This window comes from Micromonospora sp. NPDC005979, assembly GCF_040614415.1.
Classification (GTDB): Bacteria; Actinomycetota; Actinomycetes; order Mycobacteriales; family Micromonosporaceae; genus Micromonospora.
In genome coordinates this window covers 79502-106298 of record NZ_JBEXUR010000016.1, presented here as the reverse complement: position 1 = coordinate 106298, position 26797 = coordinate 79502, and the positions used below count along the sequence as shown (strand labels likewise).

The 26797-nt window shown below is 71.9% G+C and carries 28 protein-coding genes, 1 tRNA gene and 1 pseudogene; 10 read left to right on the top strand and 20 right to left on the bottom strand.

What is annotated here, in order from left to right:
* Nucleotides 1-250: 250 nt before the first annotated feature.
* Genes cobA through cobC form a run of 3 tightly spaced genes read right to left on the bottom strand, consistent with a single transcriptional unit; the run spans nucleotide 251 to nucleotide 3679 of the window.
* Entirely contained in the window at nucleotides 251-1498 is a 1248-nt protein-coding gene (cobA, locus tag ABZ272_RS24630) for a uroporphyrinogen-III C-methyltransferase (protein WP_355052271.1), read from the bottom strand.
* Between the two features lie 31 nt (nucleotides 1499-1529).
* A complete protein-coding gene (gene cobT, locus ABZ272_RS24625) occupies nucleotides 1530-2597 on the bottom strand; it encodes a nicotinate-nucleotide--dimethylbenzimidazole phosphoribosyltransferase (RefSeq protein ID WP_355052322.1) in 1068 nt (355 codons plus the stop codon).
* Nucleotides 2597-3679 carry an Rv2231c family pyridoxal phosphate-dependent protein CobC gene (gene cobC, locus ABZ272_RS24620; RefSeq protein WP_355052321.1) on the bottom strand — a complete coding sequence of 361 codons (1083 nt, stop codon included), beginning with the start codon at nucleotides 3677-3679 and terminating at the stop codon, nucleotides 2597-2599. The genes cobT and cobC overlap by 1 nt, the downstream gene beginning before the upstream one ends.
* A 122-nt stretch (nucleotides 3680-3801) precedes the next feature.
* Between cobC and ABZ272_RS24615 the strand changes: the two genes are divergently transcribed.
* The gene (locus tag ABZ272_RS24615) at nucleotides 3802-5934 is read left to right on the top strand and encodes a transglycosylase domain-containing protein (RefSeq protein WP_355052270.1); all 2133 of its coding nucleotides are present in this window, start codon (nucleotides 3802-3804) and stop codon (nucleotides 5932-5934) included.
* A gap of 66 nt (nucleotides 5935-6000) precedes the next feature.
* On the opposite strand, the gene ABZ272_RS24610 is transcribed toward ABZ272_RS24615, so the two are convergent.
* Complete coding sequence (locus ABZ272_RS24610) at nucleotides 6001-6570, bottom strand: GNAT family protein (RefSeq protein WP_355052269.1); 570 nt, start codon at nucleotides 6568-6570, stop codon at nucleotides 6001-6003.
* On the bottom strand, nucleotides 6567-7964 hold the full coding sequence (locus ABZ272_RS24605; RefSeq protein WP_355052268.1) for a cobyrinate a,c-diamide synthase: 1398 nt from the start codon (nucleotides 7962-7964) through the stop codon (nucleotides 6567-6569). The genes ABZ272_RS24610 and ABZ272_RS24605 overlap by 4 nt, the downstream gene beginning before the upstream one ends.
* A 173-nt stretch (nucleotides 7965-8137) precedes the next feature.
* On the opposite strand from ABZ272_RS24605, the gene ABZ272_RS24600 reads away from it, so the two are divergent.
* On the top strand, nucleotides 8138-8959 hold the full coding sequence (locus tag ABZ272_RS24600; protein WP_355052267.1) for an SURF1 family protein: 822 nt from the start codon (nucleotides 8138-8140) through the stop codon (nucleotides 8957-8959).
* A 26-nt stretch (nucleotides 8960-8985) separates the two neighbouring features.
* Here the strand turns inward: ABZ272_RS24600 and ABZ272_RS24595 are convergent, their stop codons facing one another.
* The 4 genes and pseudogenes from ABZ272_RS24595 to ABZ272_RS24580 all read right to left on the bottom strand — a co-directional run.
* Nucleotides 8986-10578, bottom strand: a complete 1593-nt coding sequence (locus ABZ272_RS24595; RefSeq protein ID WP_355052266.1) for an ATP-dependent DNA ligase — start codon at nucleotides 10576-10578, stop codon at nucleotides 8986-8988.
* Between the two features lie 109 nt (nucleotides 10579-10687).
* Entirely contained in the window at nucleotides 10688-10894 is a 207-nt protein-coding gene (locus ABZ272_RS24590) for a hypothetical protein (protein ID WP_030333429.1), read from the bottom strand.
* A 71-nt stretch (nucleotides 10895-10965) separates the two neighbouring features.
* Nucleotides 10966-12309 (bottom strand): dipeptidase, encoded by a 1344-nt coding sequence (locus tag ABZ272_RS24585; RefSeq protein WP_355052320.1) that lies wholly within the window; start codon nucleotides 12307-12309, stop codon nucleotides 10966-10968.
* Nucleotides 12302-13110 (bottom strand): annotated as a pseudogene (locus ABZ272_RS24580) (hypothetical protein); the annotation flags it as partial. The pseudogene ABZ272_RS24580 and the gene ABZ272_RS24585, both read right to left, overlap by 8 nt.
* Nucleotides 13111-13428: 318 nt before the next feature.
* On the opposite strand from ABZ272_RS24580, the gene ABZ272_RS24575 reads away from it, so the two are divergent.
* Nucleotides 13429-13830 carry a rhodanese-like domain-containing protein gene (locus tag ABZ272_RS24575; protein WP_355052319.1) on the top strand — a complete coding sequence of 134 codons (402 nt, stop codon included), beginning with the start codon at nucleotides 13429-13431 and terminating at the stop codon, nucleotides 13828-13830.
* Between the two features lie 210 nt (nucleotides 13831-14040).
* Here the strand turns inward: ABZ272_RS24575 and ABZ272_RS24570 are convergent, their stop codons facing one another.
* The 3 genes from ABZ272_RS24570 to ABZ272_RS24560 form a co-directional block, all read right to left on the bottom strand.
* The gene (locus ABZ272_RS24570; RefSeq protein ID WP_355052265.1) at nucleotides 14041-15582 is read right to left on the bottom strand and encodes a cobyric acid synthase; all 1542 of its coding nucleotides are present in this window, start codon (nucleotides 15580-15582) and stop codon (nucleotides 14041-14043) included.
* Nucleotides 15579-16736: a cobalamin biosynthesis protein gene (locus tag ABZ272_RS24565; RefSeq protein WP_355052264.1), complete on the bottom strand. Its 1158-nt coding sequence runs from the start codon at nucleotides 16734-16736 to the stop codon at nucleotides 15579-15581. Before ABZ272_RS24565 ends, ABZ272_RS24570 begins: the two co-directional genes overlap by 4 nt.
* Nucleotides 16737-16936: 200 nt before the next feature.
* Nucleotides 16937-17653, bottom strand: a complete 717-nt coding sequence (locus tag ABZ272_RS24560; protein ID WP_355052263.1) for a single-stranded DNA-binding protein — start codon at nucleotides 17651-17653, stop codon at nucleotides 16937-16939.
* A gap of 305 nt (nucleotides 17654-17958) precedes the next feature.
* Here ABZ272_RS24560 and ABZ272_RS24555 point away from each other — a divergent pair, with 305 nt between their 5' ends.
* Nucleotides 17959-18378: an HPF/RaiA family ribosome-associated protein gene (locus tag ABZ272_RS24555; RefSeq protein ID WP_355052262.1), complete on the top strand. Its 420-nt coding sequence runs from the start codon at nucleotides 17959-17961 to the stop codon at nucleotides 18376-18378.
* 209 nt (nucleotides 18379-18587) lie between these two features.
* On the top strand, nucleotides 18588-19640 hold the full coding sequence (locus ABZ272_RS24550) for an alpha/beta hydrolase (protein WP_355052261.1): 1053 nt from the start codon (nucleotides 18588-18590) through the stop codon (nucleotides 19638-19640).
* Nucleotides 19641-19700: 60 nt separating this feature from the next.
* On the opposite strand, the gene ABZ272_RS24545 is transcribed toward ABZ272_RS24550, so the two are convergent.
* Nucleotides 19701-20396, bottom strand: coding sequence for a hypothetical protein (locus tag ABZ272_RS24545; RefSeq protein WP_355052260.1), 696 nt, complete (start codon nucleotides 20394-20396; stop codon nucleotides 19701-19703).
* 157 nt (nucleotides 20397-20553) lie between these two features.
* Here ABZ272_RS24545 and ABZ272_RS24540 point away from each other — a divergent pair.
* Nucleotides 20554-20629, top strand: a tRNA-Arg gene (locus ABZ272_RS24540).
* 177 nt (nucleotides 20630-20806) lie between these two features.
* The gene (locus ABZ272_RS24535; RefSeq protein WP_355052259.1) at nucleotides 20807-21178 is read left to right on the top strand and encodes a hypothetical protein; all 372 of its coding nucleotides are present in this window, start codon (nucleotides 20807-20809) and stop codon (nucleotides 21176-21178) included.
* Between the two features lie 90 nt (nucleotides 21179-21268).
* Here the strand turns inward: ABZ272_RS24535 and ABZ272_RS24530 are convergent, their stop codons facing one another.
* Nucleotides 21269-21850, bottom strand: a complete 582-nt coding sequence (locus ABZ272_RS24530; protein WP_355052318.1) for a DUF4240 domain-containing protein — start codon at nucleotides 21848-21850, stop codon at nucleotides 21269-21271.
* Between the two features lie 135 nt (nucleotides 21851-21985).
* On the opposite strand from ABZ272_RS24530, the gene ABZ272_RS24525 reads away from it, so the two are divergent.
* Both ABZ272_RS24525 and ABZ272_RS24520 read left to right on the top strand, forming a co-directional pair.
* A complete protein-coding gene (locus tag ABZ272_RS24525) occupies nucleotides 21986-22354 on the top strand; it encodes a hypothetical protein (RefSeq protein WP_355052258.1) in 369 nt (122 codons plus the stop codon).
* A gap of 86 nt (nucleotides 22355-22440) precedes the next feature.
* Nucleotides 22441-22821 (top strand): VOC family protein, encoded by a 381-nt coding sequence (locus tag ABZ272_RS24520; RefSeq protein WP_355052317.1) that lies wholly within the window; start codon nucleotides 22441-22443, stop codon nucleotides 22819-22821.
* 34 nt (nucleotides 22822-22855) lie between these two features.
* On the opposite strand, the gene ABZ272_RS24515 is transcribed toward ABZ272_RS24520, so the two are convergent.
* Nucleotides 22856-23116 carry a hypothetical protein gene (locus ABZ272_RS24515; protein WP_355052257.1) on the bottom strand — a complete coding sequence of 87 codons (261 nt, stop codon included), beginning with the start codon at nucleotides 23114-23116 and terminating at the stop codon, nucleotides 22856-22858.
* 96 nt (nucleotides 23117-23212) lie between these two features.
* On the opposite strand from ABZ272_RS24515, the gene ABZ272_RS24510 reads away from it, so the two are divergent.
* Entirely contained in the window at nucleotides 23213-23776 is a 564-nt protein-coding gene (locus ABZ272_RS24510) for a dihydrofolate reductase family protein (protein ID WP_355052256.1), read from the top strand.
* A gap of 20 nt (nucleotides 23777-23796) precedes the next feature.
* Here ABZ272_RS24510 and ABZ272_RS24505 read toward each other — a convergent pair whose 3' ends face one another.
* The 5 genes from ABZ272_RS24505 to ABZ272_RS24485 all read right to left on the bottom strand — a co-directional run bounded on the left by ABZ272_RS24505 (nucleotide 23797) and on the right by ABZ272_RS24485 (nucleotide 26425).
* A complete protein-coding gene (locus tag ABZ272_RS24505) occupies nucleotides 23797-24129 on the bottom strand; it encodes a hypothetical protein (protein WP_355052255.1) in 333 nt (110 codons plus the stop codon).
* Nucleotides 24075-24368 carry a contact-dependent growth inhibition system immunity protein gene (locus ABZ272_RS24500; protein WP_355052254.1) on the bottom strand — a complete coding sequence of 98 codons (294 nt, stop codon included), beginning with the start codon at nucleotides 24366-24368 and terminating at the stop codon, nucleotides 24075-24077. Before ABZ272_RS24500 ends, ABZ272_RS24505 begins: the two co-directional genes overlap by 55 nt.
* 68 nt (nucleotides 24369-24436) lie before the next feature.
* On the bottom strand, nucleotides 24437-24538 hold the full coding sequence (locus ABZ272_RS24495; protein WP_355052316.1) for a hypothetical protein: 102 nt from the start codon (nucleotides 24536-24538) through the stop codon (nucleotides 24437-24439).
* 442 nt (nucleotides 24539-24980) lie between these two features.
* The gene (locus ABZ272_RS24490; protein ID WP_355052253.1) at nucleotides 24981-25301 is read right to left on the bottom strand and encodes a hypothetical protein; all 321 of its coding nucleotides are present in this window, start codon (nucleotides 25299-25301) and stop codon (nucleotides 24981-24983) included.
* Nucleotides 25302-26119: 818 nt separating this feature from the next.
* A complete protein-coding gene (locus ABZ272_RS24485) occupies nucleotides 26120-26425 on the bottom strand; it encodes a hypothetical protein (RefSeq protein WP_355052252.1) in 306 nt (101 codons plus the stop codon).
* Nucleotides 26426-26797 lie beyond the last annotated feature (372 nt).

Sequence of the window (26797 nt, the reverse complement as noted above, 5' to 3'; positions counted from 1 at the left end):
TCAGTTCGGCAGGCCCCCGCTCGGTCCGACCGCACCGACGGGTACCGGCCGCCCGAGCACCGCCGTCACCAGCTCGCTCCCACCCCTGCGCGTCCTTTGCTCTGCTTCCCTCCAGGCAACACAAACGGCCGCCCGGTGTTGCTTCCGTTGAAGCAGAGCAAAGGACGCGCGGGGACCAGCCGGTCTCCGCTGCCCCGCGCCGCTCGAGGCCGCCCGCGCCGCTCGAGGCCGCATGGTCCCGGGTCGCCGATCAGTCGTCGAGTGCACCCACCACGTCGCCCACCACGACCACGGCCGGCGGCCGGACCTCGGCACTGTGCACGTCGGCGGCCACCGCGTCGAGCGTCGAGCGCAGCACCCGCTGGGCGCCCGTGGTGGCCTCCTGGACGACGGCGGCCGGCGTCTGCGGCGGTCGACCGTGCGCGATCAGGGTGGCCGTGATGGCGGCGAGGTTCTTGAGCCCCATCAGGATCACCAGGGTGCCGCGCAGGCCGGCGAGGGCGTCCCAGCGCACCAGCGAGGCCGGCGAGTCGGGCGCGACGTGCCCGGAGACCACGGTGAACTCGTGCGCCACCCCCCGGTGGGTGACCGGGATGCCGGCCGCGGCCGGCGCGGCGATCGAGCTGGTCACCCCCGGCACGACGGTCACCGGCACGCCGGCCGCCGCGCAGGCCAGCAGCTCCTCGCCGCCCCGACCGAAGACGTACGGGTCGCCGCCCTTGAGCCGCACCACGGCAGCGCCGGCCAGCGCCCGGTCGACCAGGATCTGGTTGATCTCCTCCTGGGCCCGGGACGGGCCGTAGGGGATCTTCGAGGCGTCCACCAGCTCGACGTCCGGGCGCAGCTCGTCCAGGAGCAGGCCGGGCACCAACCGGTCGGCGACCACCACGTCCGCCTCGGCGAGCAGCCGCCAACCCTTCACGGTGATCAGTTCCGGGTCACCCGGCCCGGAGCCGACAAGAGCCACGCGTCCGCCGGTCGCACTGTCCGTCCCGGTTGCGCCGTCGGCCCGGTTCTGCGGCGGAACGCTCTCGCCCGCTGCCAGGCGCACGGCGAGCAGGTCGCGGATGGCGTCGCGGACGGTCATCGCCCGGCGGGGGTCACCGCCGCCGAGCACCGCGACGGTGACCGGGCCGTGCCGGGTGACCGCCGGGGTCCAGGCGGTGGCGGCCGTCCGGTCGTCGGCGCGTACGCAGAAGATCCGCCGCTCGTCCGCGACGGCGCTGACCGCCGCCGCCGCGATCGGATCGTCGATCGCCACCTGGACCAGCCAGGCCCCGTCCAGGTCCTCGGGCACGAACCGGCGCGGCACCCAGCGCAGCCGGGCCGCGTCGACCCGGGCCTGCAACGCCGGGGTCAGCTCCGGTGCCACCAGCAGGACATCCGCGCCGGCGTCCAGCAGCGCCGGCACGCGCCGGGTGGCGACCGCGCCGCCACCCACCACGACCACCCGCCGTCCGTCGAGCCGCAGACCAAGGGGGTACGGGTTCGCGCTCATCCGGCACCACCGGACCGCTCGTTGGACGCGGTCACTTCTCGGCCACGCCGGCCGAGTCGAACGTGGCCACCTCGTGCAGTACCCGGACCGCGCCGGTGACCACCGGCAGCGCCAGCAGCGCGCCGGTGCCCTCGCCGAGGCGCAGCCCCAGATCGATGAGCGGGTCGAGGCCGAGGTGTCGCAACGCCACCGTCGCGCCGGGCTCCGCCGAGCGGTGTCCGGCAACCATGGCGGCGACCGCGTCCGGCGCGAACGCGGCGGCGGCGAGCGCGGCGGACACCGCGATCACCCCGTCCAGCAGGACCGGCGTACGACGGGCGGCGGCACCGAGGATCAGCCCGGCCAGCGCGGCGTGCTCCAGGCCACCGACGGCGGCCAGGACACCCAGCGGGTCGGCCGGGTCGGGCGTGTGCCGGGCCAGCGCGGCCCGCACCACGGCCACCTTGTGGGCGTACGTCGCATCGTCCACTCCGGTGCCCCGACCCGTGGAGTCGAGCGGGTCGACGCCGGTGAACGCGGCGATCAGCGCGGCGGCCGGGGTGGTGTTGCCGATGCCCATGTCCCCGGTGAGCAGGATGCCGGCGCCGGCGTCGATCAGCTCGTCGGCGACCCGGACGCCGGTCAGGATCGCCGCCAGCGCCTCGTCCCGGGTGAGCGCGGCGGTCACCGACAGGTCGCGGGTACCGCGGCGTACGGATGCGTCGATCAGCCGCGGCGCGCCCAGATCCGACGCGGGCGCGGGCAGCGGGTGGGCCACCCCGACGTCGACGACGGTGACCGACGCGCCGGCCTGCCGGGCGAACGCGTTGACGACCGCGCCACCGGCCAGGAAGTTGCCGATCATCTGCGCGGTGACCTCCTGCGGCCACGGGGTGACGCCCTGGGCGTGCACTCCGTGATCGCCCGCGAAGATCGCCACGGCGGCGGGCTCGGGCACCGGCGGCGGGCAGGCCCCGGCCAGTCCGGCGAGGCGTACCGACAGGTTCTCCAGCAGGCCCAGCGAGCCCGCCGGCTTGGTCAGCCGGCCGTGCAGCTCGCGGGCGGCGGCCATCGCCGCCTCGTCCGGGGGCCGGATCGCCGACGTCGTGGTCTCCAGCATCATGCCTCCATGATCTCGCGCAGCACCGCGATGAACGAGTCGGTGGTGTCTCGGTCGCGTACCGCCACCCGCAGCCAGTCCGGGCCGAGCCCGGGGAAGGTGTCGCCCCGGCGGACCGCCCAGCCCCGGTCGCGCAGGGCGGCCCGTACCCGGGTCGCGTCGGGCAGGCGCAGCAGGACGAACGCGCTGGCGGGGCGGCCGGCGACGCGTACGCCCGGCAGGTCGGTCAGGCGGGCGACCAGGTGGTCGCGGTCGGCGGCGAGTTCGGCGGCGATCGCGCGTTCGGCCTGGACCGCGACGGGCGTGGCGCAGGCCTCGGCGGCGGCCAGCGCGGGCGTGGAGACGGCCCAGAGCGGCTGGACGGCGGCCAGGCGGGACAGCAGGCCGGCGTCGCCGAGCAGGTAGCCGATCCGCAGGCCGGCCAGGCCCCAGGTCTTGGTGAGGCTGCGCAGGACGAGCAGCCCGGGCAGGTCACGCCGCTCGGCGAGCGACTCCGGTTCGCCGGTGTGCGCGCCGCCCGTGGTGTCGGCGAACGCCTCGTCGACGACCAGCACCCGGCCGGGACGGGCGAGCGCGGCGATCGTCCGCGCGGGGTGCAGCACCGAGGTTGGGTTCGTCGGGTTGCCGATCATGACCAGGTCCGCGTCGGCGGGCACCAGGGATTCGTCGAGGCGGAAGCCGTCGGCGGGGTCCAGCAGGACCCGCTCGACCGGGTGTCCGGCGGCCCGCAGCGCCGCCTCCGGCTCGGTGAACTGCGGGTGCACCACCACGGGCCGGCGCACGCCGCGCAGCGCCTGGGCGATGAGCACGAAACCCTCGGCGGCCCCGGCGGTGAGCAGTACCTCGTCCGGGTGACGCCGGTGCCGGGCGGCGACGGCCGCGCGGGCCGGGGCCGGATCCGGATAGCGGGCCAGGTCGGTGAGGGTGGCGGCGATCGGATCGGCCAGCCAGGCCGGCAGCGGCGCCCGGCGGACGTTGACGGCGAGGTCGACCAGCCCGGCGCTGGCCTCGGCGTCGCCGTGGTGCGCCAGGTCGGGCCCGGCGTCGACGAACGGCGACACCCCCCACGGCTGATCACGCATGTCCGCGATCCTGCCGGGAAGGTGGCCGGCGGGACAGTCGATGTCGACGTAAGCCATGTCACCACCTCGCGGGTTTATGAGTTCTTCTCATGTACGAATCGGAAATGTCATAACTTTGCGACGTGAGCAACCGACCCCTTGCTGCCGCCGGTCGTCTCGTTCCTCTCCTGCGCGCCGGACTCATCGCCGGCATCGTGATCGCTGCCGCCGCCTACCCGCTGGTCGCCCTCACCGGGCTCGGCGCGAAGGCCACCGCCCACGCCACGGAGCAGAAGACCCGGCTGCTGACCAAAGCCCTGCCCGCCGAGACCTCCTACCTGTACGCCCCGGACGGCAAGACCGTGCTGACCATGTTCTACGAGGAGTACCGGCAGTACACGAAGCTGTCGGACATGTCGCCGAACATCCAGCAGGCGATCGTCGCCGCCGAGGACTCCCGCTTCTACCAGCACCACGGCGTCGACCCGAAGGGCGTGGCCCGCGCCTTCGTGGCCAACGCCCACTCCAGCGGGGTGTCCCAGGGCGCGTCGACGCTGACCATGCAGTACGTCCGGATGGCCCTGCGGGACAGCGCCACCACCCCGAAGGAGGTCCAGGAGGCCACCCAGCAGACCAGCCTGCGCAAGGTCAAGGAGATGCGCATGGCGCTGGACCTGGAGAAGGAAATGAGCAAGGAAGACATCATGGAGCGCTACCTGAACTCGGCGTACTTCGGTCACCGGGCGTACGGCATCTACGCGGCCAGCGAGATCTTCTTCTCCAAGACCCCGAAGGACCTCACCCCGGTCGAGGCCGCCACCCTCGCCGGGCTCGTCAAGTCCCCCTCCGAGTACGACCCGGCCGACTCCGACCAGAAGGAGGCCACCGGGCGGCGCAACTACGTCCTGGACCGGATGAGCCAGCTCGGTTACATGTCCCCCGACTCGGCCGCCGCCGCGAAGTCCGAGCCGATCCGGCTGAAGCTCACCACTCCACCGAGCGACTGCGCCTCGATCATCGAGAAGTACCAGAGCTGGGGCTTCGCCTGCGACTACGTGAAGAACTGGTGGAGCGCGCAACCGGCGTTCGGCAGCAACCCCCTCGAACGGATGGACAAGCTGCGCCGGGGCGGCTACCGGATCGTGCTCAGCCTCGACCAGAAGGTCCAGGAGGCGGCCGAGAAGAACGTCGGCGCGAAGGAGGGCACCGGCAGCCCCTTCGCCAACGGCATCGTGGTCTCCGAACCGGGCACCGGGCGGGTCAAGGCGATGGCGGTGAACCGGAACTACTCCCTGGACCTGGCCGACAATCCACCCAGCTCCAATCCCGAGGCCGGGCCGAAGGTCAAGGCCAACTACCCGAACACGGTGGCGCCACTGCTCGGCGGCGGGGACCTGCCCGGCTACCAGGCCGGATCGACGTTCAAGATGTTCCCGATGCTGGCCGCGCTGGACTCCGGGATGACGTTGTCCACCTCGTTCAACGCCCCATACCGCTACAAGTCGTCCGTCTACGACGGCTGGGCGCCGTCGAACGCCAGCGGCGCGATGACCGGCCAGCAGACCATGTGGTCGGGCTTCGGCAAGTCCGTCAACACGTACTTCGTCTGGCTGGAGGAGAAGGTGGGCGCGGAGAAGGCGGTCCGGCTCGCCGAACAGCTCGGCCTGCGCTGGCGCACCGACGTCGACCGGGAGCAGGCGTCACCGGGCAAGGCCAACAAGTGGGGCGCGTTCACCCTCGGCGTCTCCGACGCCACCCCGCTGGAGATGGCGAACGCCTACGCGGCCATCGCGGCCGACGGCCGCTACTGCGAGGCGATACCCGTGCAGGCGATCATGAACCGGGACGGCACGCCGGCCACGTACGCCACACCGGGCGGCATCCAGCGCGAGGTGGCGAAGCCCCGCTGCCGCCAGGTGGTCAGCGCCGACGCCGCCCGCGCGGCCACCGACGCCGCCCGCTGCCCGACCGGGGACACCCCGGCACGCGGGGGCTGCGGCGGCTGGTCGACGGCCGACAGCGTCCGGGGTACGGTCGGCCGCCCGGTCGCCGGCAAGACGGGTACCACCGACAGCACCCGGTCCGCCTGGTTCGTCGGGTTCACACCGGAACTGGCTGCGGCGAGCTTCATCTCCGACCCGGACAATCCGTTCAACGCGGTCGGTGACGGGCAGTCCCAGATCCCGATCGCGGCGGTGGCACAGACACTGCGCGACGGCCTCAAGGGCACACCGACCCGCCAGTTCACGCCACCCTCGGACGCCATCGTCGGGTGACGGCGGGGGTCGGCCAAGGTCCGCCTGGCGGCGGGGGTCGGCGGAAGGTCCACCTGGCGGCGGGGATCAGCGGAGATCCGCCGCCACGAACGACCAGACTTCGAGGTCGACCCGGCCACCGCCGACGAAGCCGGCGTTGCGCAACAGGCCCTCGTAGGTGAAGCCGGCCTTCTCGGCGACCCGACGGGACGCCAGGTTGCCGGGCGCGACCCGCAGCTCGACCCGCTGGAAACCGTGCTCCAGGATCAACGCGATGGCCACCGCGTCCACGGCCTCGGCGGCCAGGCCGAAGCCCCGGGCGTGGGGGGCCATCGCGTAGGAGACCTCGGTGAGGCGGGCGCCCCAGTCGGTACGCCGGGTCCAGAGGGAGCCGACCACCTGGTCGTCCTCCCGGCGGATCACCGCATAGTGGTCGCCCTCGCCGCTGTCGCGTCGCTGCCGGGCCAGGTCGGTGCACCAGGCGTGCCCGTCGATCGGGCCGGACTCTCCGGGCAACGGCAGCCAACGCCGGGTCAGCTTGTCGGCGAAGATCTCGCCGGCCGCCGCCGCGTCGGCCGCGGTGAGCCGGCGCACCTCCGTACGCGGGGTGGAGACGGTCAACGCCGGAAACCGGCGGACCGCCACCTGACCGATCACGCCGGGACCACCGGCGGTGACACCACCTCGGCTGCTGGCTCGCCCACCGCCGCGGCCACCACCCGGGCGGCGGCCGCCGGATGACCGGCCCAGTGCAGGGTGAGCTGCGAGGCGTGCACGTTGCGCCAGACGAATCCCTCCGGCGTGCCACCGTCCCAGCTCCACGCCGGGCGCTGACCGGCGCGCGGGGTGAGCACCGCCCGGTGCTCCTTGTGCCCGACGACCACCGTGCCGCTCTCGGCGACCACGCTGTCGGTCCCGGCGGTCGCCTCCCGGTAGCCCACCACCAGACCGTCGCGGCTCGCGCCGACCGCGTCCAGCACACCGCACATCGGCAGCCCGTCCAGCTCCCGGGCCAACCAGAGCAGACCGGCGCCCTCGGCGACCACCGGCCGGCCGGTACGCGCCAACTCGGCCACCGCGATGCAGAGCCGACGGTTGGCCGACAGCTGCTCGGCGTACGCCTCGGGCAGCGCTCCCCCGACAACCAGTGCCCGGGTGCCGACGGGCAACGCCTCGTCGCGCAGCGGGTCGACCGTGACCACCTCTGCCCCGGCCGCCGTCAGCAGCTCCGCGGTCTCCGGATGGCTGAAGCTGCCACCCGGACCGCCCGCCACCGCGACCAGCGGACGCATCGCCGGCACGACCAGCTCACCGAGCGCGTCCCCCGGCGACCAGGCCACCGCCGGCAGGGGCGGAGCGGAACGGGCCAGCCCGAGCAGACGTTCCAGGTCGACGGTGGCGGCGACGGCCTCACCCAGGCGACGCACCGCGCGGACGGCGTCGGCCGAGGAGTCGACGACCGGCGCGACCCCGTGCCGGCGGGACGGCAGCACGGCCGGCAGGTCCTGGCGGCGCAGCGCGCCGTAGACGGGCACGCCCACGTCGTCCAACGCCTCGCGCAGCATGCTCTCGTGCCGCGACGACGCCACCCGGTTGAGGATCACCCCGCCCAGCCACAACTGCTCGTCGTACGAGCGGAAACCGTGCACCAGCGCGGCCACCGACTGACCCATCGCGGCCACGTCGACCACCAGCACCACCGGGCTGCGCAGCGCCGCCGCGGCGGCGGCCGTGGACTCCTGCTCGGGCCGGCCGCCCACCGAGTCGTACAGGCCCATGCTGCCCTGCACGACCGCGAGACCGGCACCGGCGGCGCCGTGCGCGACCAGCGGGGCGAGCCGGTCGACGCCGACCAGCCGGGGATCGATCACCCGGCCCGGTCGGCCGGCGGCGAGACCGAGGTACGCGGCGTCGACGTGGTCCGGGCCGAGCTTGAACCCGGCGACGTCGACACCCCGCTCGGCCAGGGCGGCGAGCAGCCCGATCGCCAGCGCGTTCTTTCCGTGCCCGGAGGACGGCGCGCTGAGCACCAGGCGCGGCACGACGGTCATCATCGACTCCTCGCGGGCGGCGGCGGGTACGCGACGGACAACCGAGGGGGTCGATCCGTCGGCGTGACGATACTCGCCCGCACCGACGGGCGAGCACCGCCAACCGGGGGTCGGCGGACCGTCCCGGCCCGGTCGCGGTGAGTGGCCCCGGTCATACGGGTAGCCTCGGTGCCGTGTACCGGTTCCTGCTGAGCCCACGCTGGTTGGGCGCCTTCGCGCTGACGCTGGTCGCCGCCGCCGTCATGGTGTGGCTCGGCAACTGGCAGCTGGACCGCTACCGAGGTCGTACCGAGATCAACGAGCGGATCGACGCGGGCGAGCGGATGGCCCCGGCGCCCCTTGCCGACGCGTTCCGCCCGCCGGCCGGTGGCCCCGGCACCGCCGGTCCGGCTCCCGCGAAGGACCGGGTCTGGACCCGCGTCACCGCCACCGGCCGGTACGACACGTCGAACACCGTCCTGGTGCGGGGCCGGACGGTCGACAGCCGGGTCGGCTTCGAGGTGCTCACTCCGCTCGTGCTCGCCGACGGCACCGCGCTGCTGGTGGACCGGGGCTGGATCCCGCCCGCGCCGGGCGGCGCGACCGCCCAGCCGGCGGTGCCCACCCCGCCGGGCGGCGATGTCACGGTCAACGGCCGGGTACACGAGACCGAGAGCGGCGCCGGCGTGGTGGACCGCCGCGACGGGCGGCTGGAGACGCGCCGGATCGCCGTACCGCGGCTGGCCCGCGAGCTGCCCTACCCGGTCTACGGCGGCTACCTGCTGCTGGACGAGCAGACCCCGGCCGCCGACCCGGCGTTCAAGGCCGTTCCGGTCGGGCACACCAACAACTGGCAGAACTTCGGCTACGTCGTGCAGTGGTGGCTGTTCGCCGCGATGGCGATCTTCGGCTACGGCTGGGTGGCCCGCCGCGAGGCACGCCGGGCCGCCGGTCTCGGCGGCGCGCCGGCCCCGCTGGACCGGGCGGCCGAGCCGACGCCCAGCGCGTCCGCCTGACCCCGCCCTGCCAGCCTGGACCGGCGTCAGCCGGTGGCCCGGCCCGCGTGGATGGCGCGGACGGCGTCGATGGTGTCGGCCTCGGCGGCGGACTTGTCGTCCCGGTAGCGCACCACGCGGGCGAACCGCAGCGCCATTCCACCCGGATAGCGGGTGCTCGTCTGCACCCCGTCGAACGCGATCTCCACGACCTGCTCGGGGCGTACCCGGACCACCCAGTCGCCGCGCTCGACGGCGAGGCCGAGGAAGCGCTCGGTCTGCCACCGCAGCAGTTCGTCGGTGAGCCCCTTGAACGTCTTGCCGAGCATCACGAAGTCGCCGGTGCGCGGGTCACGGGCGCCGAGGTGCAGGTTGGAGAGCCAGCCCTTGCGCCGGCCGCTGCCCCACTCCACGGCGAGCACCACCAGGTCGAGGGTGTGTCGGGGTTTGACCTTGACCCAGGCCGCCCCACGACGGCCGGCGTCGTAGGGGGCGTCCAGCGCCTTGACGACCACGCCCTCCTGGCCCGCGTCGAGGGCGGCGGCGAACGCCGCGCCGGCCTGCTCCGGACCGTCGACCTCCATCCGACCGACCAGCAGCGACGCGTCCACCGCGCCGGCGAGCGCGGCCCACCGCTGGTGGCCGGGCAGGTCGATCAGATCCTCACCGTCGAGGTGCAGCAGGTCGAAGAAGTACGGGGTGAGCACCGTCGTGCCGGTGCTGGCGGCGGCCGCGAGCACCGCCGGGGCGACCGGCGTACGGCCGGTGGTGCTCGGTGTGGTGCGCCGGGCGGCCCGGCTGGAGGTCTGCTGGAACGGCAGCGGGCGGCCCGTCTCGTCCAGACCGATCGCCTCGCCGTCGAGCACCAGCTCCCGGCCGGGCAGGGCGCGAACCGCCGCGACGACCTCGGGCACGCGGCTGGTGATCTCGTCGAGGCTGCGGGTGAACACGGCGATGTCGGCGCCGGAGCGGTGCACCTGGATGCGGATGCCGTCGAGTTTCACGTCGACCACGGCGGGCGTGCCGGTCGCGGCCAGCGCCTCGTCGACCGAGGGGGCGCTCTGGGCGAGCATCGGCGCGAGCGGCCGGCCGACCCGCAGGCCGAAACCGGCCAGCTCTGCGGCCCCTCCGCGCAGCGCGGCCACCGCCACGGCACGCAGGTCACCGGCGAGCAGCAGGGCACGGCGGACGGTGGCGACCGGCACCTCGGCGGCCCGGGCCACGGCGTCGGCGAGCAGCCCGGCCTGCGCGCCCTGGCGCAGCTCGCCGCCGAACAGGCCGGTCAGCAGCCGTTGCTCGTCGGCGGTGGCCGCCGCGTAGAGGGCGCCGAGCAGAGCGCGGCGGCGGGCCTGCGCCCCCGAGCCGTGCACAGCGGCGATCTGGGCGATGGCCGCGTCGACGGCGGCCACGGTCAGCGTCGGCTCGGCGGCCGGCGCGGGCAGGTCACGCAGGCTCGCGTAGCCCACACCGGTCTGGCGTTGCCGCAGCTCACCAGCGAGATAGCCGGCGCCGGGCTCCACCTCGGCCGGATCGAGCCGGCGCAGCGCGTCGGCGAGCAGCTCCACCTTGGCCCGTCGGCCGCTGGTGGCGCCCACGGCGGCGGAGGTGGCCGCCAGGTCGATGAACCGCACGAAGCTCATCCTGCCAGTCACCTCCGACACCGCCCGGGCATTGCCGTGCCCGGGCGGTGTCGGCGCGGTGCCGCAGCCCGCTGGCCCTGTTTCTCAAGGCACGCAGGGGCGGCGGGAATCAGGCGGAGACGGGCTCCTCGATGCGCAACCCTCGGGCGCGGACCTCACCGGCCACCCGGGAGAGCACCGAGTCGAGGGCGACCAGGGCGGCGGAGAGCTCACCGAGCTGTTCGTTGAGCGTGTCCTCGGACCACGCGGAGACGTCGACGTCCCCCAGTGCGCTGACGGCGGCCCCCAACCGGGCCATCACCTCGTTCGTACTCATGTTCGAAAGCCTATAACAATCCCATCGACGACACGCCGTAAACACGCAGTTCAGCCGCAAACTTGCCGTTATCACTCGGCCGCTGCGGCCACCTTGCCCAGCAGCAGCGCCTCGGCGAGGCAGACCTTGGCGAACTCGCCCAGGTGCAGGCTCTCGTTCGGACCGTGCGCGCGGGCGTGCGGGTCCTCCACCCCGGTCACCAGGATCGCCGCCTGCGGGAACATCTCCTGGAACGTGGCGATGAACGGGATCGAACCGCCGATGCCGATGTCCACCGGCTCGGTGCCGTCCCAGGCGGCCTGGAACGCCGAGCGGGCGGCGTCGAACATCGGCCCGGACGCGTCGATCACGCACGGGTCGCCGTCGTGCTCGATGGTGACCGTCACCTGCGCCCCCCACGGCGCGTGCTTCTCCAGGTGGTCGCGCACCGCCGCGTACGCCCGCTTGGGATCGTCGCCCGGGGCGAGGCGGACGCTGAGCTTGGCCTTCGCGGCCGGCACCAGGGCGTTCGGCGCCTCACCGGTGGCCGGAGCGTCGACACCGAGCACGGCCACCGCCGGCTTGGTCCAGATCCGGTCGGTGATCCGACCGGTGCCGATGAACCGCACACCCTCGGCCAGTCCGGACTCGGCGCGCACCCGGTCCTCCGGGTAGTCGACAGTCGCGCCCTCGCGACTCACGAGGCCGTCCACCGCCACGTCACCGGCGTCGTCGTGCAGGGTCGCCAGCAGCCGGACCAGCGCGGTCAGCGCGTCCGGGACGGCGCCGCCGAACATGCCGCTGTGCACGGCGTGGTCCAGCGTGCGCACCTCGACGAAGCAGTTGACGATGCCGCGCAATGAGGTGGTCAGCGCCGGTACGCCGATGTCCCAGTTGCCCGAGTCGGCGATCACAATGACGTCCGAGGCGATCTCGTCGCGGTGCTCGACGAGCAGCCGCTCCAACGAGTCGGAGCCGAACTCCTCCTCGCCCTCGATGAACAGCACCACGCCGACCGGCAGCGCGTCCCCGTACGCCCGCAGGGCCGCGACGTGCGCCATGATGCCGGCCTTGTCGTCGGCCGCGCCCCTGGCGTACAGGCGGCCGTCGCGCTCCACCGGCTCGAACGGGTCGGACTCCCACAGCGACCGGTCGCCGACCGGCTGCACGTCGTGGTGGGCGTAGAGCAGCACGGTGGGCGCGCCGGGCGGGGCCGTGCGCCGGCCGATCACGGCGGGCTGCCCGCCCGAACGCACGATGTCGACGTCCAGGCCGCAGCCGCGCAGCAACTCGGCGACCGCCTCGGCGGAACGCTCGACGTGCGAGTGGTCGAAGCCGTCGAAGGCGATGCCGGGGATGCGGACGAGGCGTTCGAGGTCGGCCCGGACGCCGGGCATCTCCCGCTCGACGGCGGCCCGCACCTCGGACTCGGACATGATCGGTGAGGTCATGACCGGCATCGTATGCCGGCCTTACCCAGGCCGGCCGGCGGAGCCCGTACCCGCTGGGGGGACCCACACGAAGTAGCGCGACGCGTCGAGCGGCAGCGGCGGCGCGCCGTCGACCACCAGGTCGGCGTGCGCGACGGTGTCGTCGGCGGCGAAGTGCGCCCGCTCGCCGGCATGCCAGCGGCGCAGCTCCGGCAGGATCTCCGGCCCGTCCCGCTCGACCGCGCGGGCCAGCCGCAGCGGCGCGGGCGCGGTCACGAAGACAGCGAGCGTCAGCTCCGGCCGGACGACGGCACGCGCGGCGCTGACCCCCTCCACGATCAGCACCGGCGTCACCGGCACCGGCACCGGGCGGGGCAGGAAGGACCGCCGTACCCAGCTGTACCGCCGGTACGCTCCCGGCTCACCCTGGCGCAGCCGGGCCAGCACCTCGCCGTCGAGCCGGGGCCAGAAGGTCAACTGGTCGTCCCAGCCGTCGAGCAGGTCGTCGGTGTGCACCACGGGCGGCCGCCCGCCGGGCAGCGCCGCCAGGGCATCCGCGAGGTGCGCCGCGAACCGGCTCTTGCCCGCGCCGCTCGGCCCGTCGACGGCGACCAGCCGGGTCCGCCCCAACCGCGCCGGGCCCGCGAGCACCCGGCGCGCGACCTTGGCGTACGCCTCGACGACCGCCACCGGCACGAAGGGTTGCTCCGTCGGACCGCCGGCGTCGTGTCGGTGGCCACCGGCGCCGGGGCCACGCAGCGGCGGACCCTTGCGGCCGAGCGGTCCCCTGGCGACGAGTCCGTACACGACCGCAGTATGCGCGGCCCGCTCCGGCCCGCGCCCGTCGGTCGGTCGGGCGGGCGGGCGGGCGGGCGGGCGGGCGGGCGGGCGGATGATCGACTCGGTTTCAAGGATGTCGCGGTGTCGTGCCGGTCAGGACGCCCCGACATCATGGAAACCGGTGTCGATCACGCCGATCTCGGCCGCATGACACGTCTGGCTGAGCCTGTTGGGGCGGCCATTCTCACGTCCGGGGGAATTGGGGTGGCGAGGGGTGACGGGCGGTGCGTTCGCCGCGCGGGCCGGTACCCGAGTCGGCATGATTCGGTGGTGCTCCGAGACGTGATGAGCCCCGGCATCGACGCCCTGCTCGAACAGGCCCGCGCCGGGCTGCACCGACTGACTCCACAGCAGACCGTCGAGGCGGTCCGCGGTGGCGCTCTGCTTGTCGACACCCGTACCGACACGCAGCGCCGCGAACAGGGTGACCTTCCCGGGGCGGTGGTCATCGACCGCACGGTGCTGGAGTGGCGGCTCGACCCGGCCAGCGCCTGGCGCATCCCGGAGGCCACCGCGTACGACCGGGAGATCATCGTGGTGTGCCGCCAGGGCTACAGCTCCAGCCTGGCCGCCGCCAGCCTCCAGACCCTCGGGCTGCGCCGGGCCACCGACATGATCGGCGGCGTCGACGCGTGGCTGGCCGCCGGCCTACCGACCACCGACCGCCCCGCCGACATCCGCCTCTGACCCGCCCGCTACCCACCCCGCCGATCATGAAGTTGTGGTGGCGGACGTAGGGGACCATCAGCGACGTATCAGGCACCACGACTCCATGATCGACGCCAGAGGCGGTCGGTCCGTCGCGACGGTGGCGGTGTTGGCGCTGGAGGCGGTCGGTCCGTCGCGGGGGTGGCGGTGTTGGCGCTGGAGGCGGTCGGTCCGTCGCGGGGGTGGCGCTCAGGTGGGCGGGGCGCCGGGCGGGATGAAGGGGAGAGTCTCGGGTGCGCCGGTCTCGATGAGACGCCAGAGGGCGTCGGTGTCGAGGTGCTCCTCGACGAGGTCGCCGAGCAGGTCGAGCGAGCGTTCCCGGGCGGCGGCGAAGCTGGTGGCCGGCGCGACCCGGAAGCCGGTACGTCCGGCCAGCCGTGCCGCCTCGGTGAGGAACCAGCGGCGGAAACCGTCGGACTCGAACGCGCCGTGCCAGTGCGTGCCGTGCACCGCGCCGAGCACCGCTCCCTCGCCCGCGCCGTCGGCCCCGGTCAGCAGCGGGGGCAGGTCCGGGTCGGCCTGCGACACGTACCCGTGGTGGATCTCGTAGCCGCGGACCGTCACGTCGCCGGGGCCGGCGCCCACCGACTGCCGGACGGTCTTGCGGGGATCGAAAGTGATCTCGATGGGCAGCAGACCGAGCCCGGGTACGCTGCCCTGCCGACTCTCGACCGGGTCATGGATGGCTCGGCCGAGCATCTGGAATCCGCCACAGAGGCCGAGCAGCGGCTTACCAGCTGCCGCGTGGGCGGCGACCGCGTCGGCGAGGCCGGTCTCGCGTAGCCAGGCCAGGTCCGCGACTGTCGACTTCGAGCCGGGTAGGACGATCACATCGGCGGAGGCCAGTTCGGCCGGCTCGACGGTGAGACGCACGCGGACACCCGGCTCGGTGGCGAGCGCCTCCACGTCGGTGGCGTTGCTGATGCGGGGCAGCCGGACGACGGCCACGTCCAGCCATTCGGTGCCGTGTGGGGCGGCGGGACGGCCGAGTACCCGGCCGTAGGCGAGGGAGTCCTCCGCGTCCAGCCACAGGTCGAGCGACCAGGGCAGCACCCCGTACGTGGGACGGCCGGTCACGTGACGCAGCATGTCCAACCCCGGCTGGAGCAGGCCGAGGTCGCCCCGGAACTTGTTGATCACGAAACCGGCGACGAGAGCCTGGTCGGCCGGGTCGAGCAGGGCCACCGTGCCGAACATCGACGCGAAGACGCCGCCCCGGTCGATGTCCCCGACCACGATGGCGGGCAGGTTGGCGTGCCGGGCGAGCCCCATGTTGACGTAGTCCCCGGCCCGCAGGTTGATCTCCGCCGGGCTGCCCGCGCCCTCGCAGATCACCACGTCGTACGCCGCGCGCAGCTCAGCCAGCGCCGCGTACGCGGTCTCGGCGAGCCGGGGTCGCAGCTGCCGGAAGGTGCCGGCGGTGATCGTGTCGACCGCCTCGCCGAGGAGTACCACCTGACTGGCGAGGTCACTGCCCGGCTTGAGCAGCACCGGGTTGAAACGCAGGTCCGGTGCGAGCCCGCACGCCGCGGCCTGCATGGCCTGGGCGCGGCCGATCTCCCCACCCCGCCCGTCCGGCCCGACCACGACGGCCGAGTTGTTCGACATGTTCTGCGCCTTGAACGGCGCCACCTTCACGCCCCGCCGGTGCAACCAGCGGCAGATGCCGGCGGTGAGCACGCTCTTGCCGGCGTCCGAGGTGGTGCCGGCGACCAGCAGCCCGCCGCTCATCGCCCGCTCCCCCGCCCCGCGATTCGGCCGACCCGGCCACGCTCCGCCCCGACGGGCCCTGGGCGGCCTGCCCATCGGCCACGCTCTGCCCCGAGGGGCAGCGAGCGGTTTGTCGACGGGCCGCGTTGAACCGTCCCCCGGGCCGGCACAGGGCCGGCACCCCGCCCGGTCACCGCTCGCACGCCCCGCCGCGCGACCGCCCCGGTGAGACGACCGACGGTCAGCGGGTAGGCCGCGGCCAGCCCGAGGGCTGCCAGGCCGACCGCACTGGAGATACGCGCGGCCCGCTTGAGGTGTCGCGCCTCGGGACGGGGGCCGTCGCCCAGGAACGGGCGGACCTCGGAGCGCCCGAAGTACCTGTTGCGGCCACCGAGGCGGACGCCGAGCGCGCCGGCCATCGCCGCCTCGCACTGGCCGGCGTTGGGGCTCGGGTGGTCGTTGCGGTCCCGCCGCCACACCCGCCAGGCGCGGTCCCGGTCGCCGTGCGCCACCGGAGCGACGGCGATGGTGAGGAGCCCGGTCAGCCGGGACGGCACGAGGTTGAGCAGGTCGTCGAGCCGGGCGGACGGGGTGCCGAACCGCGCGTAGCGCTCCGACCGGTGCCCGACCATCGCGTCCAGGGTGTTCGCGGCGCGGTAACCCAGCAGCCCGGGCAGGCCGGCGACCGCACCCCAGAGCAGCGGGGCGACCACCGCGTCGGAGGTGTTCTCCGCGACCGACTCGACGGTGGCGCGGGCCAACTCCGACTCGTCCAGGGTCGACGGGTCCCGGCCGCAGAGGTTGCCGAGGCGTTCCCGGGCGGCGGGCAGGTCGCCGTCGCGCAGCGTCCGACCCATGATCGCGGCCTCACGTCGCAGGGTGCGGCCGCCCAGCACGGTCCAGGTGCCGGCGGCGACGAGGACCGCACGGCTCACCGGCCGGTGCCGGGTGGCCAGCGTGGCGGCCACCCCGAGCGCCACGGGCCCACCGACCGCCAGTGCCGTGAACGCCGCCCCGGCGGTCCGGTCCGGGCGGTGCAGGCGACGCTCCAGAGCGCCGGCCACCTGGCCGAACCCGGCGACCGGGTGCCACCGGCGGGGGTCGCCGAGCAACCGGTCCAGGGCGTAACCAGCCACCAGGCCCACCGCGTTCGCCACCGGTGCTGTCCGTCGCACGCTCACCACCCCCGGCCGGCCAGCCTAGACGAGCACCGCATGAGCCAGCCGCGCCTGCCGTACTCCACCCGACTCTCCTCCACTCGCTCCGCTCACGCGGGGTGACGACGCGAGCCGCGCCGCCACCCCACCCCCGTCGTGCCCCCGGCGCGTACGCCGTCGGCCTCAGGCGGCCGCGCTGCCGCCTCGGGGCCGGACACTCATGCCGGCTGCGGCACCCGGCCTCGGCCCCGCCGGCCCCGACCGGACGACGGGGCACCCGGCTGGCCCTCGTCGGGTACCGGCCCCAACTCGTCGTCGGGGTCGTCCTCCGGGTCGGCGTCGTCCGCCGTCGCCGCGAGTGTGAGCCCGTCGTCGTGCAGGGCGACGTCGAGCGGACCGTGGCCCAGCGGACTGGTACGCGGTGCGGCGTACTCGGGCAGCTCGAAGTCGTCGTCGAGCGGGCCGTCGTCGGGCAGTGCCGGGGCCTCCTCGGCGGGTACCGGCTCGGTGGGCTCGCCGTGCACGCGGCTCTCGGTCGCGGCGTCCTCGACGATGCTGGTGGTCATGGTCGGCCGGTTACGCAGGAAGCGGGCGCGCCCCCGGGACAGGTCGTGGCCGACCGCGACCGCCTCCAACTCGTAGAGGGTGCGGTGGGTGCCGGCCTCGTCGATCCAGTCGCGGGTGTAGAGCCGACCGCAGACCACCACCGGGTCGCCGACCATCACCGACGCGGCGACGCCCTCGGCGAGCTTGCGCCAGCAGTTGACGCGGACGCGCAGCGAATTCCCGTCGACCCAACGGCCGCTGTCGCGGTCGAGGCGGCGTGCGGTGGAGGCGACCTTGAAATTGGCCACCAGCGTGTTGCTCTCCTTGGTCCGACGCCACTCGGGCGCCGTCAGAATATTGCCGACGATCGTGACGTACGTGTCGAACATCGTCCCTCCAGGGGATCGGGGGTGTGCCAGCTCGAGTCGACTCGGCATCGAGCCTGTGCGATGTCGACGGCCACCGCCAGCGCCGCCACCCGGACCTGTGGACAACGGGCCACCTGTGGACAACGCCCTGATCAAGCCCCTGCTGTGGTACGGCCGACCCACTCGAACGGCCAAGGGCGGTTCCGGAGCCGACCGAACTGGGTATGGATTTGATCAACGCACCACCGACAGGCTCCACGTCGACGAGAGGTCAGCACCATGACGATCACTACTTTCGACTCCGCGACCGTTTCCGAGGTGCGGCGATGAGCGCCGTGGCGAACCCGGCGACCGTGGGCGAGTGCCTGCGGGTCGGCGCGGGGTTCTCCCAGGGCGACCGCAACTGGATCGCCGAGCAGTTCGCCACCCTCGACGCCCGACTGGCCGGGTTCCACGCCGACGCCACCGAGCTTGAGGTGTCGGTGAAGGACCGGGAGGCGCGGGGTCAGAAGGTCACGCTGGAGTGCTGGATCGCCGGCCGGCAGAAGATCGTCACCACCTCCACCGAGGAGGACCTGCACGCCGCCCTCAACGACGTCCGCGACGACCTGCGTCGCAAGCTCAACGACGCCAAGACCCGCCAGGAGCCGAGGAACAACAAGCACCTGCGCGACATCCCGCAGCCCCAGGGCGACCTCGACCCGCTCGACGAGGACCCGGCCCGCGCCGACGCGGAAACGGTCTGACCCACCCCCGCCCGGCCCGCCCGACGCGCCCGACGCGCCCGCGATCTTGCACTTTCGGACGCCAATATGCGGCTTTCCAGTAGTTATGCCGCCACAGAAAGTGCAAGACCGCGGGCGGAGGCGAGGCGGGCACGGGCGAGGGCCGGGCGAGAGCGACGGGCGCGGGCGGGGCTACCGCTGGGTAGGCAGGGCGGCGTAGCGTCGCGGTTGTGGAACCGGACGTGTTGGGGCTGCCCTACGAGCGGCGGACGATCGACCTGGGCACCGACGACGAAGGTCCCGTTGTCGCGACCCTGGTCCGGCGGCGGGCCGAGCGCCCCACCGGGCGGGCGGTGCTCTACGTGCACGGGTTCGTCGACTACTTCTTCCAGACCCACCTGGCCGACTTCTTCGCCGAGCGTGGTTGGGACTTCTACGCGCTCGACCTGCGCAAGTACGGTCGTAGTCTGCTCGCGCACCAGACGCCGAACTTCTGCCGCGACATCAGTGACTACTTCCCCGAGCTGGACGCCGCCGCCGAGATCATCCGCAGTGAGGACGAGCACGAAACCCTGCTGGTGATGGGCCACTCCACCGGCGGCCTGATCATCTCGCTCTGGGCGGACGCCCGCCGCGACGCCGGTCTCGTCGACGGCCTGGTCCTCAACAGCCCCTTCTTCGACCTCAACGCTCCCTGGGCGGTCCGTCGACCCCTCGCGGCCGCCGTCGCCCGGCTGGGCCGCAGGGCGCCGCACCGCATCCTGCCGCTGGGCCTGGGCACGGTGTACGGCGAGAGCCTGCACGCCGACCACCGCGGCGAGTGGACCTATGACCTGGCCTGGAAGCCGCTGGCCGGGTTCCCGGTGCGGGCCGGCTGGCTGAACGCGATCCGCACCGGCCAGCGTCGGCTACGCGCCGGCCTGGACATCCCGGTGCCAGTGCTGCTGGCCTGCTCGACCCGCTCCTTCCGGGGCAAGAAGTGGCACGACAACGCCACCCTGGCCGACGCGGTGCTGGACGTCGGCCACATGGTGAAGTACGCGCCCCGCCTCGGCCAGCACGTCACCCTGGCCCGCTTCGACGGCGGGTTGCACGACCTCACGCTCTCCGGCCCGGCCGTACGGGCGAAGGTCTTCGACGAGGTCGGCCGCTGGGCCGAGGCGTTCCTGGCCGCCGGCCCCACCGCCCCGGCCGACGACGATGCCGACACCGACGCGCCCACGCTGCCGCACAGCCGCCGCCCGTCGACCGACACCGCCGAGGCAACGGCGGTCGGCGACTGATCGACCGGACTGGGCCGAGCGGGACGCTCCGGGGGCGAGGACGGTCAGCGCGGACCGGGTTCAGGTGTCGCCGCGCGCGGCTGACAGGATCGCGCCGATCCGGTCGAAGGTCACCACCGGGTGCCCGCCGACGCCGGGCAGCACCAGGCCGAGGCAGTACAGCGACACGTCACCGGCCGCGTCGGCCTGCACGACGAAGACGGGCGCGCCCACGTACCCCGGTGGTAGTTCCGTGGTGATCCGCACGTGGTCCCCGTCGCGGACCACGCGCTCGATCGCCACCTCCAGGGGGCGGGAGCCGTCCTCTCGTACCCCATGGGCCAGCACGAAAGCGGAACTGGCGTCGGCGCCGAGGTCGGCGACGGCCGCGGGCCCGGCGGCGATCCCCGCCGGTACCGGCTGCACGCGCCACCGCCAGCCGCCGTCGCCCGCGTAGCGGTGCAGGCCGGCGGTCGGCAGCACCGCGACCCCGTCACCCGGGAAGCTGGACCATCCGGGCACGATCTCGCCCTGCGCGACAGCGTCCGGCGCGACGCCGGCCGGCTCGGTGACGCTCGCCCGCAGGCCCAGCTCACCGCCCGCCGCGCCGACGAGGTCGGCCGCCGTCAGCAGCGCCTCCCCCACCGGGTCGTCGCCACCCTGAAAGAAGAAGGCGGTGCCGTAGGCGTCGGCCGTCCGGTAGGGCAGGATCGCCCGACCGACGACCTGGCACAGCTCGTAGGCGACGCTGCTCTCGGCGTCGGGGTCCAGCAACACCAGCCGAGGGTACGGGGAGACGACCGGCCTCCTCGCGGGAACCCGGATGCCGACCGGAGCCGCCTCGTGAGACTCTGCACGGCAACGTGGAGGCGGCACCCATCGACCCGACGCGCGGTGGGTCGGCGGTACCCTTCTCGCGCGACTTCCACGCCGCGCGCCCGTAGCTCAGCGGATAGAGCAGGGGACTTCTAATCCCAAGGCCGCAGGTTCGAATCCTGCCGGGCGCACCACCGACACCCCAGGTCAGCGGCCTGTCGCTCCCGGTCCAGTCGATCAACGGCGCCCGTACCACCATTTGTGCAGCCAGGTCGGCCGAAGAGCTGCTTCGCAGCCTCGTTGACGGCCGCCCGCTCGACCTGAGACGCGAACTGCGTGACATGTCAGCGCTGGCTGGCACACTCCGGCACATGAGTTACGACTTGGCGGTCTGGGAAGGTGACAGGCCTGCTGACAACGCCGCAGCGCTGACCACCTTCAGGGCGCTCTATGAGAGGTACGTCGAAAAAGGCTCGATCCCGCCGACGCCGCGTATCCGAACCTACGTTGAAGCCCTGCTTGAGCGGTGGATCGACCTCACCGAGGACGACGACGATGAGCGGCGCCCGTGGTCGACGGGGCCACTGATCACGGAGGCATCGGGACCGTTCATTTACTTCCCCATGGTGTACAGCCGCTGTGAGGAAGTGTCGGCCGGCGCCGCACGCGTTGCGGCTGAGCACGGTCTTGTCTGCTTCGACCCGCAGCTAGGCCTGCTTCGGCCCGCTCCTGAGGAGCTGTAGTCCGTTTTGCGGGCCACGGGTTGAGGGCACTCGGGCTCGTCCGGATGCGGTCAGGTCCGCTTCGTCATAGCGCAGCATCGATCGATGCTCTCACACGATCCTGCGATGGTGGCGCGGGAACAAGCGCGCGAGGCGGGGTAGACGCCGTTCGATCTCGGCGAGGCTGTCGCTGTCCCACGGTTGATCGGTTGGCTCCGGATCGAAGTACATGCGGTGCCCCCGGGCGTCCAGTGCTTCATCGAGGCCGCCTTCACGTCCGGTGCTGTAGTCGTAGGCTCGGCGTGCCACGTAGGCGAGATCTTCCCAGTGCGGCCAATCCGCGTCGGCCCATTCCCGCGGGCTGCGGCCTGCGAGCGCCCGAACGGCGGGCAGGTCGGCGAGGTTGTCGGGGTTCTGGGCGACGTGATGCCACCAGCGCTGCCCGTGGCCGATGAGCCATGGTTGGAAGTACCAGAACGCGTCGCCGCTACACAGGCCGTCCATGATCTGGTCGGCTGCGCCCCATATGGCGTAGGTGTCGATCGGGCGTCGCGCAGCGTTCAGGTGGACCTGGAAGTCCACGATGTGCTCAAGGGACACACGGCTGAGCCGGTATGCCAACCAGTCCAGTCTTCGGGCCGGGTCGGTCGTCTCCTCGGCCGACCGCTCCAAGAACCTCCAGAATTCCGCCATGTCCACCTCGGGGACGTTAACGGCCCTGTCGAACCACATCTAGCGCTGGTTACCCTGCCTGCGGCTCGGAGGTGGAAGTACAGCCGGGTCCATCGCGGGCGGAACGAGCCACCGGTGGCCGGCATACTTCCCCGCATGAGTTACGACCTGGCGGTGTGGGAGGGCGACGTGCCCGCCGACGACGATGCGGCCGGCGAGCTGTACGAGGCGCTGTACCAGCAGTACTTCGAGTACGAGGAGTTGCCGCCGACGCCCCGGATCCGCGCCTACGTCGACGCCGTCGCGGAACGCTGGCCCGACCTCTACGGCCACGACGCCGGGCTCTACCCGCTGTCGAACGGACTCGTCGACGAGGCATCCGGCCCGATGGTCTACTTCACGATCCCCTTCAACCGGGCCGACGAGGTCTCAACGGCAGCAGCGCAACTGGCAGCCGATCATGGGCTCGTCTGCTACGACCCGCAGGGGGAACACCTGCGACCCGCTGCCGCTCACGAAACCTGACCCTCGGCATCCTGGACGCCGCAGCGCTGCTCGGGCCGACTGTGGCGGACGCGCAGCGGGTCCGCTGATAGCGTCGCCGCGTGTCGATGTTCCGAACTCCTCAGGTGATTCTGTTCAGCGAGGACGTCCCTCGCGCCGCCGAGTTCTATGGCGGTCTCGGCTTCACCGAGACCTTCCGGGTGCCGACCGAGGGCGAGCCGATCCACATCGACCTGACGCTCGACGGCTACAAGATCGGTATCGCCTCGGTGGCCTCCACGCGCGAGGACCACGGACTCGATCCCGTGCCGCAGGGTCAGCGGGCGGCGGTGATCCTCTGGACCGACGACACCGCCGGCGCGTACGCGGCCCTCACGACGAACGGCGCCCCCGCCCTGGCCGCACCGCACCGGTGGCTCGACCGCCTGTTGATCGCTTGGACGGCCGACCCGGACGGCAACCCGATCCAGATCGTCCAGCAGCTCTGACGACTCCGGTCGTCGGCGGCGAAAGGCCTAGCGTCTACTCGTAGAAGCAGCCGGCATGCAGGGCGTCCGCGAGGAGTTGCCAGGTCGGTTGCGCCGGGAGAGGTTGGCCGGCACGCTTCTGCAGGCGGCTTCGGTCCTGTAGGAACGCCGCGCACGCCTCCAGGTAGCGGTCTGTGGTCATGTTCTCGACCGCGTCTGGATCGCGAGCGATATCATCAGCTAGCCACCTCAGCCAGGTGACCAAGTCGTCCAGGCTGTCGACCCGCTTCAGCGGGCGGTTGTCGTCCTCGGCCATGACCGCCTCCCCTGCATCCCACCGCCACCATCGCGGATTCTTTCTTGCACTGTGCCGGTACAACCGCCGAGGAATGACTTACGGCAGGCTGACACGATGCGAAAACTGACCTTCGGTATGAGCGTGAGCCTGGACGGCTACGTCGCCGCGCCCGGTGACGACCTCGGGTGGGGTGTGCCGAGCGACGAGCTGTTCCAATTCTGGTCCGACCGGGTGGCGGCGACCGGCACGGCCCTGTACGGGCGCAGGCTGTGGGAGGCGATGAGTTCCCACTGGCCGACCGCCGACCAGCAGCCGGCTGCCACACCAGCGACGATCGAATTCGCCGGCCGCTGGCGGGACATGCCGAAGGTGGTCTTCTCCTCGACGATCAGCACGGTCGACTGGAACGCCCGCCTGCACACCGGCGACGCGGTCACCGAGATCGCCCGGCTCAAGGACGGGGACGGCGGATCGTTGGACATCGCCGGCGCCACCCTCGCGGCGGCGGCGATGCGGGAGGGGTTGATCGACGAGTACGTGCTGGTCACCCACCCGGTCCTGATCGGCGGTGGCAAACCGTTCTTCGCCGCCATTGACAAATGGGTGAACCTGAGCCTGGTGGAAACCCGGACGTTCCCTGGCGGCGTGCTCCTGACCAGGTACGAGACCAAAAGCTGAACGGCGCGACCGCTGTCGGGTCAGGGGCGGTGCTGGGCCAGGTCGACGTGGCGCTCGACTGAGCGCTGTACCGGCCCGGTGTACTCGGTGAGCATGAACCGACGATGATCCTCCGAGGGATGAACGGTGACCGCGATAGTGCTCTCGTCCTCGAAGCGCAGCGTGAAGACGGGATCGAGATCGCACAGGAACGCGAAGCCGTCGCGTTCGTCGTCGGAGTCGCTGACCAGGTGGCCGCGAGCGTTCCAGCCGGCGTCGGTGGCGGTGACCACGACGGCGACTTCGACCGGGCCGAGCATCATCGAGCTGTTGGCCCACCAGTCCAGCCAGCAGCGGCCCTCGAAGCGGTCCATGCCGCCACCTCCTCGCGCTCACCCAGACCACACACCAGCGGATCGCGGAGCAGCACGTTGACAGCGCGAGGCAGCAGGGCGGAGACGCCGATCTCCTGCCCGAGCATGATCCTCAGGTCTTCGACCGTGAACTCCGCCAACGGCTTACGGCGTAGCTCCGTGCAACGCGTGATGAGGAAGGCGTCGTCCGGAGAGGGATCCGGCCAGACGTCCCGCTCAAGCTCCTCGATCGTCGTCACGGCGGTCAGCGTAGTCCGCGCGATCCTGGTGCCCCTACGGCCGGCGTCGGGACCGAGCCCGATCTTGGTCAGCCATGCTCGGCGACGACGGTGCCTCGCGCGTGCACCGTAACGACTAGGCTGCGCTCGCGCAGCTCCCGCATCGCCATCCGAACGCTTCCGCACGCCACGCCATACGTCTGCTGCAAGTGAAATTCGCTCGTCAAGGGCTGCCCGGTGGAGCTTGCCCTCCCTCGATCTGCTTGGCGAGCAGGTCAGCCAACTGCCGGTAGAGCGTGGGAATTGCTCGGCACTGATCTTCGGCCAAACGATTCTGTATTGGTGAAAGAACAGCACCGGGCTCCTCGCGCTCGCGGAGAAGCTCATCGAGGACCCGGCACTGTTACAGCATGAAATCACGCGTACAACGCGAATCCGGAACGTTGACTCAGGCCCTTCAATCCGCCACGCCGAATTCGGTGACAACTCCGGCGCCCATCGTCACGACCACATCACGTGACCGGCCATCCGCGCGACGAGTCGGGCCATGCGGTCCGAGCCGCACGGCAGGCAATATTGCCCCTCGCCTAACTGGTTGGCGATCACCGTCGCGGGCCGTCGAGGCCACTCCGCCTATTCACTGATGAGCACAGCTTGCCCGAAGGCCACATGTTCGACGTCACGCTGCTCGTTAGTTCGCTGATCGCGGCCAGCGCAACGAATCTTAAGTTGTACAACGCCCTGCAGGTTAACCTCCACCACTGCAGGCTTTCCTAGGGTCGCGGTCCTTTTGGCACCGATCTGCTGACCCGCGTTGGAATAGAAGCTAACATCGGCCGCCCGCCCGGAGGCGTAAGGTGTATTGTCATCGATGCCAAGCCAGAAACTAAGAGTTTTGAAACCGCCTACTGGAATTACGAAATATGTGTTCTTGCCTCGACAGGTGAACTGCACGGACTGTTGGTAGGGTTGTCCGCCCATCACCACCGAGGCAAATTTCTCGAAACCGCCGTTACGGTCAGGACAGCAGTCGGTTTCCTCTAGGTGCTCGCTCAGGTCCTTGGAACCTAGGGACGGGCTCGGAGAGATCTCCGTGGGCTCGCCAGCTGAGATACTTGGCCCCTCCGACGAACTTTCGGCCGACGACGGAGGTGGCACATCCACGCTGCCACTTTCGAAATTCGAGCTAGAAGGGTCCGAGAGGGGCGTGGGAAAGAAGGATGGCGTTGGCGTGTGGGTAGAAGTCACTCCGGAACTGGCGTCGCGCATCTCATCTCGAGTGAGTGAGGCTATTGCAACAATTAGTGCGATAACAGTGCACACGCCGGCAATTACGCTGACTACCGCCACAACAGCCGGCTGCTTCGCCCATGCCACAAAACGTCCCATAGTGTATTTCGCCAGCCCTTCACAAGATGAGCCGACTTCACGTCGACTAGTGATGACCCATGACGCGTCACAACTTGTGCAGCATGCCACTCTCCCACAAAAACGAGAATGATTCGCTTCTTTGCCTGGCCCTCGCTTTGAGTGGCCCGTCGTTGAGTGGACTTAGGCGAGTACTTGCGGGGCCCCGGGAGGTTCCCTGCCAGGCCGGGCCGATCAATGTCATACATTAGAAGACTTTCTCACTAGCGCGACAGGCAGCCGAAGGTCACGCTGGCACGCCTCGCAGGATTTGGTGGCCTGGCCGAGAGCACACGGAAGCGAGGAAGCATCTGCTGCTGGATTCGCCTCTAGCAGGGGCAGATTGCAGCGAAACAACTCGTCGATCATCCAGAGAGGACCGTTACAGGACGATCTGTATCGTTGCGCCGGGTGCGTGACGAACGAGCAGGTCCTACGACAGGTGACGACGGGATACAAGCTGTGATGCCGGCGCTGCGGACATAGACCTCCCGCTTGTCGGTGGCCATGCCCTTCGCGTCGAGGACGTAGCCGGTCAGCCACACCCAGCCGTGGTACGGGTCGGGTGCGCCGATCGACACGAGCCGGAGGCGGAGTGTTCTGTCCCCGCTGAACTGCACCGAACATTCCGAACCGATAAGCACGACATCACCGGCCTTGAACGCGGTCACGGCACCCAACCGAGGAAGCGGAGCCGAAGGGCCTCCGGTGGCGCCCAGCTCATGTCCTGGCGGGCAGAGGCGAGGCACATGCCCATGTAGAGCTTCAGCGCGCACGAAGCTTCCGCGTACTCGCCCCGCAGTTCCTCTCGTCGCGCTGCGCACGGCCAGGGCCGGTCGCACGTCACGCACAGCCAGAGCGGCAGGGTCGGCCCGTGCCGCGTCACTGGTCCTCGCTCGGCCAGTGGCCCCGATTGATGGGGATGCGATGACGAGAGCGGCAGGGCAGGTCCGCACCACAGCGACACACGTAACGCCAACGTTCCCAGCTCCAGGCCGGACGGTGACGGCGCGCGAGGGTCAGTGCCGTCGACAGCAGGTAGT